Here is a 15,315-nt window from a genome sequence, read left to right as displayed (position 1 = left end):
CTGGTCTCTCGCTTATCTCTATCGGCTGTGTAGGACCAAAGCTTAATCATGGGTGACAAAATGCCTGATTCATTAAAACTCGTTATTGGCGCCGACCTTCAGGGCCAGCCGATTGCCCAGGCCATGCGCCTGGCCAACCGCCACGGATTGGTGGCGGGCGCCACCGGGACCGGGAAGACCGTCACCCTGCAACGCCTGGCAGAGGCGTTCAGTGATGCCGGGGTCGCGGTGTTTGCCGCTGACATCAAGGGCGACCTCTGCGGGCTGGGGGCGGCGGGCAATCCCCAGGGCAAGGTGGCCGAGCGGATTGCCGGCATGCCATGGCTCAACTACCAGCCGGCGGCCTATCCAGTGACGTTGTGGGATATCCACGGGCAGTCTGGTCATCCGTTGCGTACAACCTTGAGTGAAATGGGCCCGTTGTTGCTCGGCAGTCTGCTGGAACTGACGGACAGCCAGCAGTCGGCGCTGTATGCCGCCTTCAAGGTGGCCGATCGCGAGGGCTTGTTGCTGCTCGACCTCAAGGATCTCAAGGCCCTGCTCAACCACCTCAAGGACAACCCCGAACTGCTTGGCGATGACGCCGCCCTGATGACCACCGGTTCCAGTCAGGCGCTGTTGCGGCGCCTGGCCACCTTGGAGCAGCAGGGCGCCGAGGCGCTGTTCGGCGAGCCGGCGTTGCAACTGCAGGACATCCTCGCCCCGGCCAGCGATGGTCGCGGGCGCATCCATCTGCTGGACGCCAGCCGCCTGGTGCATGAGGCGCCGAAGGTCTACGCGACCTTCCTGCTGTGGTTGCTGGCCGAACTGTTCGAGCAACTGCCGGAGCGCGGCGACGCCGAGAAACCGTTGCTGGCGTTGTTTTTCGATGAGGCGCACTTGCTCTTTGCCGGCACGCCCAAGGCCTTGCAGGAACGTTTGGAGCAGGTGGTGCGGTTGATCCGTTCCAAGGGCGTGGGGGTGTATTTCGTCACCCAGTCGCCGGGCGACTTGCCGGATGACGTGCTGGCCCAGCTGGGTTTGCGCATCCAGCACGGGTTGCGGGCATTTACCGCCAAGGAGCAGAAATCCCTGAAGGCGGTGGCGGACGGTTTCCGCCCCAACCCGGCGTTCAGCGCCCTGCAAGTGCTGACCGACCTGGGGATTGGCGAGGCATTGGTCGGGACCCTGCAAGAGAAGGGCACGCCGGAGATGGTCCAGCGGGTGCTGGTGGCACCGCCGCAATCGCGTATCGGGCCATTGAGCGAAGCTGAGCGTGCCGCGCTGATTGCCAGCTCACCGTTGGTCGGGCGTTACGACAAGCCGATCGACCGCGAGTCGGCCTATGAAGTGCTGGTGGGGCGCAAGGGCCTGGCGCCGGAGGCCGAGGCCGTGCCGGACAAGCCGGCGGCAGAGGAGCCGAGCTTCACTGAGCAGGCCGGCGAGTTTCTCGGCACCGCCGCCGGGCAAGCGCTGAAGTCGGCGATGCGCCAGGCGGCTAACCAGTTGGGCCGGCAGTTGGTGCGCGGGTTGATGGGATCGTTACTGGGGGGCAGCAAGCGTCGCTGACGGTGTTTGTCGGAGCGCCGGGCGGCGCTCCGCTTGCTCGTGATGGCTTTCGCCGTGTCACCGCAAAGGTGGCGGGTCTAGCGTTATCGCTAGCCTGCTCCCACCTTCATAAATGAATTGTGCTCAGGCCTTGGGCTTGGCGTGTGCCGCCAGGCGCTCCAGGGCTGCTCGCAGATTGGGGTCGGTAATCCCGTCGGCCGTGGCCTGGATGGTGGCCGCCGCGTCGCTGGAGAGGTCCATGGTGTGGCCGGCCGCTCCTTGCTGCACGGTGGGCGGTTGAACCTTGAACAGAATCCGCGTCAGGCTGGCGAACTCGTCGAATGCCTGCAATTGACGTTGCAGGCGTTTTTGCTGGTAGCGCAAGCGGGTGGCCCAGTGTCCGTCGGTGACGATCAACAGCAGGCTGCCTTCGCGCCAGGAGGCGACGTGGCAATGTTCGCGGGCTGCCGGCTGTAATTGGCTTTCGAGCAAGCGCTGCAAATGACCCAGGCGTTGTGCGTGGCCAAATATGGCTTTTAACGGTTTGGCTTCGCGTAGCAGAACGGCGGGTGCTCTGGCCGTAAGAGGGCGAAATGCCATGATCAGACACCTGAAGTAACAGAGCCGCCATGGTAGCAGAAAGCGCCGGATCCGCCCGAGCCATTGCTTTGTTACCGCTTTACTCATTAAATCAATGAGTAACTTCTGCTGCAAATGGCTTGAAGTTCAGTAAAAAGCCCTTATTTTAAGTGAGCCCCGTCACAACGCTGTGCCAGCATCGTGGAATAACGCCACTTTCCTCACCATCGTTTCCGGGTAGAATGCTCGTTCGCATGCGGCCATGAGGGCTGCTCGGGCGACTCACGGGGCCGCCCTCCATCCCTTTAGTGTGGAAGATCCTGCCGATATGTTTGCGCCTTTGTTAAAGAAACTTTTTGGAAGCAAGAATGAGCGTGAAGTCAAACGCATGCTCAAGACGGTGCAACTCGTCAATGCCTTCGAAGAGCGAATGGTGGCCCTTTCGGACGATCAATTGCGTGCCAAGACAGACGAGTTCAAGGCCCGCTTCGCCAAAGGGGAGACCCTCGACAAGCTGCTGCCAGAGGCCTTTGCGGTAGCCCGCGAAGCCGGCAAGCGCGTCATGGGCATGCGCCACTTCGACGTCCAGTTGATCGGCGGCATGACCTTGCACGAAGGCATGATTGCCGAAATGCGTACCGGTGAAGGCAAGACCCTGGTGGCGACACTGGGCGTTTACCTCAACGCACTGTCCGGCAAAGGCGTGCACGTGGTCACGGTGAACGACTACCTGGCCCGCCGCGATGCCAACTGGATGCGTCCGCTCTATGAATTCCTCGGCCTGACGGTCGGCGTGGTCACGCCGTTCCAGCCGCCGGAAGAAAAGCGCGCGGCCTACGCCTGCGACATCACCTACGGCACCAACAACGAATTCGGTTTCGACTACCTGCGCGACAACATGGCGTTCAGCATGGAAGAAAAATTCCAGCGCGAACTCAATTTTGCCGTGATCGACGAAGTCGACTCGATCCTCATCGACGAAGCCCGTACCCCACTGATCATTTCCGGTCAGGCCGAAGACAGCTCCAAGCTCTACATCGAGATCAACAAGCTGATCCCGCAACTGGAGCTGCATGTCGAGGAAGTGGAAGGCGTCGTCACCAAGGCCGGTCACTACAGTGTCGACGAGAAGACCCGCCAGGTCGAACTCAACGAAGCCGGTCACCAATACATCGAAGAAGTGCTGACACGCATCGGCCTGCTGGCTGAAGGCGAGAGCCTGTACTCGGCGCACAACCTGGGCCTGTTGACCCACGTGTATGCCGGCCTGCGCGCACACAAGCTGTTCCACCGCAACATCGAATACATCGTGCAGGATGGCCAGGTAGTCCTGGTCGACGAACACACCGGCCGTACCATGCCGGGCCGTCGTTTGTCCGAAGGCCTGCACCAGGCCATCGAGGCCAAGGAAAACCTGAACATCCAGGCCGAGAGCCAGACCCTGGCATCGACCACCTTCCAGAACTACTTCCGTCTGTACAACAAACTGTCCGGCATGACCGGTACAGCCGACACCGAAGCGTTCGAATTCCATCAGATCTATGGCCTGCAGGTCATGGTCATCCCGCCGAACAAGCCGCTGGCGCGTAAAGACTACAACGACCTGGTGTTCCTCACCGCGGACGAGAAGTACGCCGCCATCGTCACCGACATCAAGGAAAGCATGGCCGCGGGGCGCCCGGTTCTGGTGGGCACCGCGACCATCGAAACTTCCGAGCACATGTCGCGCCTGCTCGATAAGGAAGGCATCGAGCACAAGGTTCTGAACGCCAAGTTCCACGAAAAGGAAGCCGAGATCATTGCCCAGGCCGGTCGCCCAGGCGCGCTGACCATTGCCACCAACATGGCCGGTCGTGGTACCGACATCCTGTTGGGCGGTAACTGGGAAGTGGAAGTGGCTTCCCTGGAAAACCCGACGCCGGAACAGATCGCCCAGATCAAGGCCGACTGGCAGAAGCGTCACCAGCAAGTGCTCGAGTCGGGCGGCCTGCAGGTGATTGCCTCGGAACGTCACGAATCGCGCCGTATCGACAACCAGTTGCGTGGTCGTGCCGGTCGTCAGGGTGATGCGGGCTCCAGCCGCTTCTACCTGTCGCTGGAAGACAGCCTGATGCGTATTTTTGCCTCTGACCGGGTGAAAAACTTCATGAAGGCCCTGGGCATGCAGCCTGGCGAAGCGATCGAGCACCGCATGGTGACCAACGCCATCGAAAAGGCCCAGCGCAAGGTTGAAGGTCGTAACTTCGACATCCGCAAGCAATTGCTGGAGTTCGACGACGTCAACAACGAACAGCGTAAAGTGATCTATCACATGCGTAACACGTTGCTGGCCGCCGACAACATCGGTGAGACCATCGCCGACTTCCGCCAGGACGTACTCAACGCCACCGTTTCGGCGCACATTCCTCCGCAGTCGCTGCCTGAGCAGTGGGACGTTGCCGGTCTGGAAGCAGAACTGGAAAGCGGTTTCGGGGTGAAGCTGCCGATCCAGCAATGGCTCGACGAAGACGATCACCTGTACGAAGAGACCCTGCGCGAGAAGCTGATGCAAGAGCTGATCGCCGCCTACAACGAAAAAGAAGACCAGGCGGGCGCCGAAGCCCTGCGCACCTTCGAGAAGCAAATCGTGTTGCGCGTGCTGGACGACCTGTGGAAAGACCACCTGTCGACCATGGACCACCTGCGTCACGGTATCCACCTGCGTGGCTACGCCCAGAAGAACCCGAAGCAGGAATACAAGCGCGAGTCGTTCACGCTGTTCTCCGAGCTGCTGGATTCGATCAAGCGCGACTCGATCCGGGTCCTGTCCCACGTTCAGGTACGCCGCGAAGATCCGATCGAAGAAGAGCAACGCCTGCGGCAGGAAGCCGAGGCGCTGGCCGCCCGCATGCAGTTCCTGCACGACGAAGCGCCTGGCCTGGAGCAACCGGAGCTGTTGGGTGAAGAGGTCGATGTGGCCCTCGCCACCGCGCCGGTACGCAACGAGCAGAAGCTGGGCCGCAACGAGCTGTGCTACTGCGGTTCGGGCAAGAAGTTCAAGCATTGCCACGGGCAGATCCAGTAAAACCCGTCGTCAACGCTGAAATACCCGCGCCGCGACCGGCATCAGCCGTCGCGGCGTTTTACCATTCGAAGCACCAACGCCGCGCGCCGAAAAGCGTGGCGATCCGGGTGCAGACATTATCTAGTTAGGAGCGCATTCATGGCTGTTGGTCTTGGTCCTTTGCCTACGTTGCACCCGGTTGCCGGTTTTGAACTCGGTATCGCTTCGGCTGGCATCAAGCGCCCTGGGCGCAAGGATGTCGTGGTCATGCGCTGTGTCGAAGGCTCGACCGTCGCCGGGGTGTTCACCTTGAACGCCTTCTGCGCCGCGCCGGTGATCCTGGCCAAGCAACGGGTCCAGGGCGCGGTGCGTTTCCTGCTGACCAACACCGGCAACGCCAACGCTGGCACCGGTGAGCCGGGCCTGGCGGCCGCCGAGCGGACCTGCGCCAAACTGGCCCAACTGACCGGCGTCGACGCGAGCCAAGTGCTGCCGTACTCCACTGGGGTGATCGGCGAACCGCTGCCGGTGGAGAAAATCGAAGGCGCGTTGCAGGCGGCCCTCGATGACCTGTCGCAAAACAACTGGGAAGCCGCGGCCACCGGGATCATGACCACTGACACCCTGCCCAAGGGCGCCAGCCGGCAGTTCCAGCACGACGGCGTGACCATCACCGTAACCGGCATCAGCAAAGGCGCCGGGATGATTCGTCCGAACATGGCGACCATGCTGGGCTACATCGCCACCGACGCCAAGGTGTCCCGCGAAGTGCTGCAGAACCTGCTGCTGGACGGCGCGAACAAGTCGTTCAACCGCATCACCATCGATGGCGATACCTCGACCAACGACTGCTGCATGCTGATCGCTACCGGCCAGGCGGCCCTGCCGGAAATCACCGAGGCCAGCGGTCCGTTGTTCGCGGCACTCAAGCAAGCGGTGTTCGAGGTGTGCATGGACGTGGCGCAGGCCATCGTGCGTGACGGCGAAGGGGCGACCAAGTTCGTCACCGTGGAAGTCAACGGCGGTGGCAATCACCAGGAATGCCTGGACGTCGGCTACACCGTGGCGCACTCGCCGCTGATCAAGACCGCGCTGTTCGCCTCCGACCCGAACTGGGGCAGGATCCTCGCCGCTGTCGGCCGTGCCGGCGTGCCGAACCTGGACGTGAGCAAGATCGACGTGTTCCTTGGCGAAGTGTGCATCGCCAGCCGTGGCGCACGCGCAGCCAGCTACACCGAAGCCCAGGGCTCGGCGGTGATGCAGCGTGAGGAAATCACCATTCGCATCGAACTGGGCCGTGGTGACTGCAGCGAAACCATCTGGACCACCGACCTGTCCCACGAATACGTGAAGATCAACGCCGAATACCGCACCTGACGCACTCCGGGCAAGCCTTGCTCCTCCTATAGGAGCAAGGCTTGCCCGCGATGGAGGCCGCAGGCCTCCCACTTGTCCCCTCAGCCAAAGGTCCCCGAACATGAGCTACCACCTGATCATCGGCGACAAACTGCATTCCTCCTGGTCCCTGCGCGGTGCCCTGGCACTGGATCTCGCTGGCGCGAGCTATACCGAAGAACTGATCAAACTCAACCAACCCGATACCCGTGAGCGGCTGCTCAAGCATTCGCCGACGGCCAAGGTGCCTCTGCTCAAGACCGAGCACGGGACCATTGCCGACTCGCTGGCGATTGCCGAGTACCTGGTCGAGCGTTTCCCGGATGCTGGGCTCTGGCCCAAGGACATCGCTGCTCGCGCCCAGGCGCGTTCGGCGTGTGCACAGATGCACAGCGGCTTTTTTGCCATGCGCGGCAACATGCCGTTTGACCTGAGCCGTGACGCGCCACTGACGCCGATGCCGGCCGAGGTGCAGGCAGAGATCCAGCGGATGCTGGCGCTGTGGGCCGAGTGCCGCGCCGCCGCCACTGAAGCCGGGCCGTTCCTGTTCGGCACGGTCAGCCTGGCCGATGCGTTTTTTGCCCCGATTGCCGTGCGTTTGCGCACCTATCGGGTCGAACTGCCGGCGGCCGACGCGGCCTATGTCGAGACGATTTACCAATGGCCAGCCTTCAAGGCCTGGCAGCAAGCCGGCCTGGAGGAAGTAGCGCGGTGAAACGAGTCCATGTAGCCGCAGCGGTGATCCGCGATGCCAGCGGCAAGATCCTGATCGCGCGTCGCGCCGATAGCCAGCACCAGGGCGGTCTTTGGGAGTTTCCCGGGGGCAAGGTCGAGGAGGGCGAGTCGGTTCAGGCCGCGCTCGCCCGCGAATTGCAGGAGGAGCTGGGTATCGGCGTCACGGCCGCGCGGCCGTTGATCAAGGTCCAGCATGATTATCCCGATAAGCAGGTGCTGCTGGACGTCTGGGAGGTGTCGGCCTTCAACGGCGAACCCCACGGTGCCGAAGGCCAGCCATTGGCCTGGGTCACTGCACGGGAGCTGGGCGACTACGAATTTCCCGCGGCCAACCAGCCGATCGTTGCGGCGGCGCGCTTGCCCGCTGAATATCTGATTACCCCAGGGGACCTGGAAACCCCGGCCCTGCTGCGCGGAATCCAGAAAGCCATCGCCGGCGGCATCAAGCTGATCCAGCTGCGGGCCCCCAACGGTTACGACCCCAAGTACCGCGATCTGGCGGTGGATGCGGTGGGCTTGTGCGCTGGCAAGGCACAATTGATGCTCAAGGGGCCGTTCGAGTGGTTGGGGGATTTCCCCTCGGCCGGTTGGCATATCACGGCGGCACAACTGCGCAAGTACGCCAGTGCCGGGCGTCCGCTACCGGCTTCGCGCTGGTTGGCGGCGTCCTGTCACAACGCTGAGGAGTTGAGCCTGGCCGAGCAGATGGGCGTGGACTTTGTCACCCTGTCGCCGGTACAACCGACCCAGACTCATCCTGACGCTGTGCCATTGGGCTGGGAGCAGGCTTCGCAGTTGATCGCCGGTTTCAGCAAGCCGGTGTTCCTGCTGGGCGGGGTCGGTCCTGAAGAACGGCAGAAGGCCTGGGACGCAGGGGCCCAGGGTGTCGCAGGGATTCGGGCGTTCTGGCCTGGGGCCTGATGGGGTGTTGCGGGCCTCTTCGCCGGCAAGCCGCTCCTATTGTGGGAGCGGGCTTGCCCGCGATGACGGCCTTGAATACGCGGCTAATCTAGGGGGCTAAGCCTCAGGTTTAGCCGCCGCCTGCCACAGAATCTCGCTGACCCCCTGGCGCTTGGCAATCAGGCGTGCCGCCACGAATAGCAGATCCGACAAACGATTGATGTAGGCCAGGCCCACCCCGGCCAAAGGCTCGATTGCATTCAACTGTTGGCAACGGCGTTCGGCACTGCGGGCCAGGCTGCGGCAGACGTGGGCCTGGGCGATCAGCGCCGAGCCACCTGGCAAAATGAAATTCTCCAGTGGCCCCAGTTCCTCGTTCCAGCTATCGATGGCCGACTCCAGGCGTTCGACTTCCGCCCCATTCAGTGCCTGGTACACCGGCATCGCCAGTTCGCCACCGAGGTCGAACAGGCGATGCTGGCACGGCTCCAGGACTTCGCTGACTTGCCTCAGGCCAGGATAGACCTCGCTCTGCTCAGCCAGTGCCGCCAGCAGCAGGCCGAGCTGGCTGTTGAGGGTGTCGACTTCGCCGATGGCTTCGACGCGCGGATGGTCCTTGGGTACGCGGCGACCGTCGCCCAGCCCGGTTTCGCCGGCGTCGCCGGTGCGGGTGTAAATCTTCGACAGGCGAAAGCCCATGCTTAGCGCTCCAGTTGTTTGAGTTCGTGAGAGGCGAGGGGGGAGCCGGCCAGGGGTAGGCGCAAAGTGAAGCAGGTGCCTTGGCCCAGGGTCGACTGCACTTCCATCTGGCCTTTGTGGTTGTTGGTGATGATGAAGTACGACACCGAAAGCCCCAGGCCTGTGCCCTGGCCGATTTCCTTGGTGGTGAAGAAGGGTTCGAAGGTGCGTTTGCGCACGTTTTCGCTCATGCCGATACCGTTGTCTTCGACCTGGATCTCGGCCCAGGGCGGGTTCAGGCGGGTGCGCAGGATGATGCGCCCGGGTTCGCTGTCGTCTTCGCGCAGGTGAATCGCCTGGGCTGCGTTTTTCAGCAGGTTGAGCAGCACTTGTTCCAGCTCGTTGGCAGTGCCGGGCACCGGCCCCAGTTGCGGGTCGAACTGGCGAATGATGGCCTGGCCCTTGAAGTCGAAGCCAATGGCCAGGTCGAAGTCGTTGCCGGCAATCTCCACGGCCTGGTCGATCAGGGCCGGCAGGTCGCAAGGGGCCATCTGCCGGTTGCTGCGGCGGCTGAAGCTGAGCATATGGGTGACGATCTTCGCGGCGCGGGCTCCGGCCTGCTGGATGCCATCCAGCAGTTGTGGGACTTCCCGGCTTTGCAGGTACTGATTGACGTTATCCAGTTCGACACCAACCTGCTCGGCGGTCTCGAGGTTTCTTGGCAACTCGTTCGACAGGCGGCGGCGGATGTTTTGCACGTTGTGCAGGATGGCGCCCAGGGGGTTGTTGATTTCGTGGGCCATACCCGCCGCCAGGCCGCCGACCGAAAGCATCTTCTCCGACTGCACCATCATTTCTTCCAGGGACAGGCGCTGGGTGATGTCGTCGATCCGAATCACCACGCCGCGCCCAGCCCCACCCATCAGCGGATAGAAGGTCAGGGCGTAGTGCTTGGCTTCATCGTCCTTGACCCAGGTGACCCGTTCGATCTTGACCACGCTGTGCTGCTCGACGGTTTCCTTGAGCTGCGGCAGGAACGGCTTGAGCGGCTCAAAGGCGAGGAAGATTGGCTGGTTCAGCGCTTCGTCCAGGCGGGTCCCGGAAAGCGCGCTGGCCTCCTGGTTCCACTGGGTCACGTAAAGTTGCTCATCGAGGGCGATCAACGCCGAGGGCATGGAGTCGATGATGCTGTTGAGGTAGTTCTGGAACCCGGTGAGCTTCTTCTCGATCTTGCTGCGTACCTGGACTTCCAGCTCCAGCTTGCGGTTGGTGTGCCGGGTTTCCTCGGCGAGGCCCTGGGCCTGGTCGTAGGCGGCCTGTGAGTCGTCGCGGGCGCGCTTGAGTTGTTGTTCACGGGCTTCGATACGCGAAAGCATGGTGTTGAAGGCTTCGGCGAGGCTGCCGATTTCATCGAGGTTGCCCCGGGAGGCACGCAGTGCGTAGTTCTCCTCGCGGGTGACCTGGCGCGACAGCTCTTCGAGTTGATGGATGGGCTGGGTAATCAGGCGTTTGATCTGCTGGGCGATCAGCAGCCACAGCAGCACGCTGAAAATCAGGATCCCCAGGCTGGCGGTGAACGTGCCCGTGTAGAACGCCACCGGCAATTCGCTACTGGCCACCAGCAGCAAATGACCGGGCTCCTGGCCCGGGCGCAGCAGGGTGATCACTTGATTGCTGCGAAACTCGGTGGCTTGCCAGCCTTCGATATGGCGATAGCGCTTGGGCAGCTCAAGGGGGTCGCCCCGTTGCACCTGGGCCAACAGTCGACCCTGGGCGTCGTACAGCGCGGCGGCGCGCAACGGCGTATAGCTGTTGAGTTCGTTGAGCAGTTTTTCCCCATCAGCGGGCGAGTTCAGGGCCTGGCTGGCGATCGACGGGTTGGCGACCAACCGGCCGATGGTCTGCAGGGCTTGTGGCGCCATGCTTTCCTGGGAGATCCAATAGGCGGCGCTGATAAAGGTCAGGTTGGCCACCAGCAGGACGGTGATCAACAGCACCAACAGGGCAGCCAGCAGTTTCTGGCCGACCGGTAGGTTTTCAAGGCGCTGGCGCAAGGGCATCGGGGTCGTCGCTGAAGTAGAACAGGAGGCCAGCGTAGCCGCTGCTCAGTCGCTGGGCAATCCGCGTGTACGCAGGTGGGCCATCAGGCGCTGCTGCAGCTGGTTGAGGTGTGGCAGCACCAGTTGGTGGCGTGTGGCGACCTCGCAGGCGTGGCCCAGCAGGTAGCTGATTTCGGTGCGGCGCTGGTTGGCCACGTCCTGGTACATGGACGAGTAGTTGGCTGCGGTGGCCAGGATCACCCGTTCGACTTCCTGCTGCAGGTCTTGCGCCGCCGCGGGCTGGCCACAGCGTTCGAGCAACTGGGCAAGTTCGCTGCACAGGGTGGCGACTTCGCACTGGTGCTGCTGCAGGCCGCCATTGCGGCAATCGTGGAGCACCGTCAACGGATTGATCGCACAGTTGAGCGCCAGTTTGCGCCACAGCCGGGTCAGGATGTCCACGCTCCAGGCATGGGGGATGCCGGCGGCATCAAGGTCGTCGAGCCAGATCGGTGCCACTGGGTGGCTGCTATCGCCGAGCCAGGTGTAGCCATGGCCGGCGAACACTACCCGCCAATCGCCATCACGAAACGCGCCTTCGGTACTTGAGGCAAAAATACAGCGCGCCTGGGGCACCCGTGCGGCGACGGCGTCCTGGCTGCCGAGGCCGTTCTGCAGCAGGATCAACTCGGCGTCAGGGGTCAGGCGATGGGCCAGTTGCGCGACGGCGGCCTCGGCGTCGTAGGCCTTGCAAGCCACCAGCAGGCGCTCGATCGGCGCGTCGTTGTCGAGGGTTTCGGCCGGCACCGGATAACGCTGGGCCTGGCCCTGTTCCACCAGGGTCAGGCCGCCGGCCGCCTGATATGCCTGCAAGCGTGCCCTATCGCGCACGATCAACCGCACCGGCAGGCCGGCGCGCGCCAGGCGAGTGGCCCACAGGGTGCCGAGGCTGCCTGCGCCGAGGATATGCCAGGTGGTCGACATCAGTTTTGTGCTCTGATTGGCAGGTGCATGTGCGGCTCGCAGATTCGAATGGGCAAGACCCGTTATAATCAGCGCGGATTTTAACCGCAAGCCAGGCGTGCACCTGAGTTATTGTGCGCGGCCATTTTTTATTGGAGAGATTACATGCCGTCGTTCGACGTGGTATCCGAACTGGACAAACACGAAGTCACCAACGCGGTCGAAAACGCCGTCAAGGAACTCGACCGTCGTTATGACCTGAAAGGCAAAGGCAGCTTCGAGTTCAAGGAAAAGGACCTGACCGTCAACCTGACCGCCGAGGCCGACTTCCAGCTCGAGGCGATGATCGAGATCCTCAAGCTGGCACTGGTCAAGCGCAAGATCGACGTACAGTGCCTTGAGGTCAAGGACGCCTACGCCTCTGGCAAGCTGGTGAAGCAGGAAGCCGTCCTCAAGGAAGGCATCGACAAAGAGCTGGCGAAGAAGATCGTGGCTCACGTCAAGGACGCCAAGCTCAAGGTCCAGGCTGCCATTCAGGGCGAGCAGGTACGCATCACCGGCAAGAAGCGTGATGACCTGCAAGATGCGATCGCCGCATTGCGCGCCAAGGAATTCGGCATGCCGCTGCAGTTCAACAACTTCCGCGACTGATCAGTCATCGGGGAACCTCTCGGCGTAATTGACGTCCGAGGCCCAAGCAACAGCAGAAATGATTGAGCCCTGAACGGTTCGATCTTTCTGCTGCTTGGTTTTTAAGTGCCGGGTAGCCGGGAATCAGGAGAGAAAGATGGATTTGAATGCTGAAGTGGACAACCTGGTCAAGGCTTCCCAGGCCTGGATCCCGATGATCATGGAATACGGCAGCCGGGTGCTGCTGGCGGTCCTTACCCTGGCCATTGGCTGGTGGTTGATCAACAAGCTGACCCACAAGGTCGGCAAACTGCTGGCGCTGCGCAATGCCGACCTGGCTTTGCAGGGGTTTATCAGCAGCCTGGCGAACATCGTCCTCAAGGTACTGCTGGTCGTCAGTGTCGCGTCGATGATCGGTGTCGAGACCACCTCCTTTGTCGCTGCCATCGGTGCCGCAGGCCTGGCCATTGGCCTGGCGTTGCAAGGCAGCCTGGCGAACTTCGCCGGTGGGGTGCTGATTCTGCTGTTCCGCCCGTTCCGTATCGGCGACTTCATTGAAGCCCAGGGCACGGCGGGTACTGTCGACAGCATCCAGATCTTCCACACGATCATCCGTACTGGCGACAACAAGACAGTCATCGTGCCTAACGGCGTGCTGTCCAACGGCATCATCACCAACACCAACCGTCAGTTGACTCGCAAAGTCGTGTTCGATGTGGGCGTGGACTACGAAGCGGACCTGCAGAAGGCGCGTGCCGTACTGCTGGAACTGGCCAAGGACGCGCGGGTACTGGCCGATCCTGAGCCGGTGGCCGTGGTTTCGGTCCTGGGTGACAGCTCGATCACATTATCGCTGCGAGTCTGGGTGAAGACCGCAGACTACTGGGATGTGATGTTCCACTTTAATGAACACTCCCGTGATCGCTTGAAAGCGGCGGGTATTGATATTCCGTTTCCACAACGCGTGATTCGAGTAGTTCAAGAAACTGCGTAAAGTAAAAGCTCTACAGCTTGGCTTGCTGGTCAGGCAGTGAGTTAGAACCCAAGGGGCGATAAACCCCTTGGGTTTTTTTATATCGGTAGTTTGCAAATAGAGTGGCTGCTTACTATTAGCTTGCTACTCAATTGCTCTTGATGAATGTTCGCTCTTGTCATCAAGTTGCAATAAAAAAGCCCCCCACCTTTTCAGGTGAGGGGCTTTTATTTGAGCCAGGCTCAAGACGCTAGGCAATAACCACTGATTACAAAATGTTCAGAGGGTATTCAGCGATGATACGCACGTCGTTGTTGTCGGCGGTGTATTCAGCGTTGTAAGCGTTGTTTGCACGGTAGATTGCGCTACGCAGACGCAGGGACAGATCCTTGGCCGGACCTTCCTGGAACACATACTTCGTTTCGAAGTTGAATTCGTGTTCCTTACCTTCGGAACCGCCAGCGGTATCGATGTTGTTACCGTAGACATAACGGGACATGAAGCTCAGGCCGGGCACGCCGTAGGTGGCCATGTTCAGGTCATAACGAGCCTGGTACGACTTCTCGTCCTTGCCGATGAAGTCGGAGATCTGGATGGAGTTGGCTACGAAGATCGTGCCGTTACCATCAACGCCGTACAGGTAGTTGGTGTCACCGGAGGACTGCTGGTAGCCCAGGGTGAATTTGTGCGCGCCCAGGCTGTAGGCAGCTGCCAAGCTCCACAGTTTGTTGTCCAGAGGGCCGTACAGCGCTGCGCCCTGGTCTTTGGTCTTGTAGGCGTTCAGGTCGAAGTTCAGCGACTGATCGTCATTGATCGGCAGGGTGTAGTTGGCGTTGATGTATTGCTTCTTGAAGTAGTCGTCTACGTCGGAAGCAGCAAAGCCGGCTACGAAGTTATCGGTGAACTGGTAGGTAGCACCACCGATGTTGGCGCTGGTCAGGCCAGGAGTGTGTGCACCGTTGATGCTGTCCTTGCCCATGCCAGTCTGCGAGCTCAGCGCAGTCAAGCGACCCAGGTTGACTTCCAGGCCCTTGATTTCTTTACTGGTGATGATGGTGCCTTCAGCAACTTCTGGCAGCAGGCGGCTGTCGTCAGTCGAGAAAACCGGGCTGGCAACGAATTGACGGCCGTATTTCAGAGTGGTGTCGGAGAGACGGAACTTGATTGCCGCGCCGCTTTTCGATTGGGTGTCTTCCGGGTTGCCATCGCTGTCGCGGGCAAACAGACCGTTACCAGCACGACCTGCACCGCCATCAAGCTTGGCAGTACCCATTACCATGGCGTCCAGACCTACGCCGATGGTGCCTTGAGTGAAGCCGGACTCGTAGGTGATCAGTTCGCTGATACCGGTGTCCTGACGATAGCCGCTCTTGTAGCCGCCACCTGGCTTGGCAATGTTGCCAGCACCGTTACGGAAGTCGCGGTTCATGTACTCGATACGAGTCTTGGCTTTCAGACTTTGGTCTTCAATAAAGCCTTTGGCTTCGTCCTGGGAGGACGCGATTGCGAACTGCGAGGTGCCTGCTGAAACAGCCAGTGCGATCATGCTCCACTTCATCACGCGCATCGTGATTTGCTCCTTTGGTTTTTTTGAAGAGTTCTGCCGTCCCACCTGTTTTTTTATCTGGGCGGCTCTTTCTTTTTGTGTCGGCGCAAACTTATATCACGCCGACAATGTTGGCGATACTTGCGCTTTCAACCTTTCAGCTTCTTTACGGCCCTGTCGCAATATGCGCGTTGGAGGTCGTATTTTTGCAAAATCTGTGCATTCGGACTGACAACTTCAGCGTTGTTTTACAAGGCTTGTACGTCAGAAAAAGTGTCCTTGTCTTGCACTTGAATCTCCGTGGGCT

General features: G+C 61.0%; 12 protein-coding genes. 7 read left to right on the top strand and 5 right to left on the bottom strand.

The genetic code is table 11. The features are described 5' to 3' along the window. Positions 1–60 precede the first annotated feature (60 nt). Complete coding sequence (locus CKW24_RS04800; protein WP_095166124.1) at positions 61–1,548, top strand: helicase HerA-like domain-containing protein; 1,488 nt, start codon at positions 61–63, stop codon at positions 1,546–1,548. A 123-nt stretch (positions 1,549–1,671) separates the two neighbouring features. Here CKW24_RS04800 and CKW24_RS04795 read toward each other — a convergent pair whose 3' ends face one another. After that, positions 1,672–2,127 carry a DUF721 domain-containing protein gene (locus CKW24_RS04795; protein ID WP_095165711.1) on the bottom strand — a complete coding sequence of 152 codons (456 nt, stop codon included), beginning with the start codon at positions 2,125–2,127 and terminating at the stop codon, positions 1,672–1,674. Positions 2,128–2,434: 307 nt separating this feature from the next. On the opposite strand from CKW24_RS04795, the gene secA reads away from it, so the two are divergent. The 4 genes from secA to CKW24_RS04775 all read left to right on the top strand — a co-directional run bounded on the left by secA (position 2,435) and on the right by CKW24_RS04775 (position 8,200). After that, on the top strand, positions 2,435–5,170 hold the full coding sequence (secA, locus tag CKW24_RS04790; protein ID WP_095165709.1) for a preprotein translocase subunit SecA: 2,736 nt from the start codon (positions 2,435–2,437) through the stop codon (positions 5,168–5,170). A 138-nt stretch (positions 5,171–5,308) separates the two neighbouring features. After that, a complete protein-coding gene (argJ, locus tag CKW24_RS04785; RefSeq protein ID WP_095165707.1) occupies positions 5,309–6,526 on the top strand; it encodes a bifunctional glutamate N-acetyltransferase/amino-acid acetyltransferase ArgJ in 1,218 nt (405 codons plus the stop codon). A gap of 100 nt (positions 6,527–6,626) precedes the next feature. After that, complete coding sequence (locus tag CKW24_RS04780) at positions 6,627–7,259, top strand: glutathione S-transferase family protein (protein WP_095165705.1); 633 nt, start codon at positions 6,627–6,629, stop codon at positions 7,257–7,259. Continuing rightward, a complete protein-coding gene (locus CKW24_RS04775) occupies positions 7,256–8,200 on the top strand; it encodes a Nudix family hydrolase (RefSeq protein ID WP_095165703.1) in 945 nt (314 codons plus the stop codon). The genes CKW24_RS04780 and CKW24_RS04775 overlap by 4 nt, the downstream gene beginning before the upstream one ends. Before the next feature lie 96 nt (positions 8,201–8,296). On the opposite strand, the gene CKW24_RS04770 is transcribed toward CKW24_RS04775, so the two are convergent. From CKW24_RS04770 to CKW24_RS04760, 3 genes are read right to left on the bottom strand one after another with little or no spacing between them, the layout of a single operon-like run. Next, positions 8,297–8,878 (bottom strand): cob(I)yrinic acid a,c-diamide adenosyltransferase, encoded by a 582-nt coding sequence (locus tag CKW24_RS04770; protein ID WP_095165702.1) that lies wholly within the window; start codon positions 8,876–8,878, stop codon positions 8,297–8,299. Between the two features lie 2 nt (positions 8,879–8,880). Further along, entirely contained in the window at positions 8,881–10,917 is a 2,037-nt protein-coding gene (locus tag CKW24_RS04765) for an ATP-binding protein (RefSeq protein WP_095165700.1), read from the bottom strand. 45 nt (positions 10,918–10,962) lie between these two features. Next, positions 10,963–11,880, bottom strand: a complete 918-nt coding sequence (locus tag CKW24_RS04760; protein ID WP_095165699.1) for a putative 2-dehydropantoate 2-reductase — start codon at positions 11,878–11,880, stop codon at positions 10,963–10,965. Positions 11,881–12,024: 144 nt separating this feature from the next. Between CKW24_RS04760 and CKW24_RS04755 the strand changes: the two genes are divergently transcribed. Together CKW24_RS04755 and CKW24_RS04750 are read left to right on the top strand one after the other, a co-directional pair. Continuing rightward, entirely contained in the window at positions 12,025–12,510 is a 486-nt protein-coding gene (locus tag CKW24_RS04755) for a YajQ family cyclic di-GMP-binding protein (protein ID WP_095165697.1), read from the top strand. 136 nt (positions 12,511–12,646) lie between these two features. Next, positions 12,647–13,483: a mechanosensitive ion channel family protein gene (locus CKW24_RS04750; protein ID WP_095165695.1), complete on the top strand. Its 837-nt coding sequence runs from the start codon at positions 12,647–12,649 to the stop codon at positions 13,481–13,483. Between the two features lie 247 nt (positions 13,484–13,730). On the opposite strand, the gene CKW24_RS04745 is transcribed toward CKW24_RS04750, so the two are convergent. Beyond that, entirely contained in the window at positions 13,731–15,029 is a 1,299-nt protein-coding gene (locus tag CKW24_RS04745; RefSeq protein ID WP_095165693.1) for an OprD family porin, read from the bottom strand. Positions 15,030–15,315 lie beyond the last annotated feature (286 nt).

The sequence above is a fragment of the Pseudomonas sp. Irchel 3H3 genome, assembly GCF_900187635.1.
In the GTDB taxonomy this organism is placed as follows: domain Bacteria; phylum Pseudomonadota; class Gammaproteobacteria; order Pseudomonadales; family Pseudomonadaceae; genus Aquipseudomonas.
This window is presented reverse-complemented; position numbering and strand designations above follow the sequence as displayed.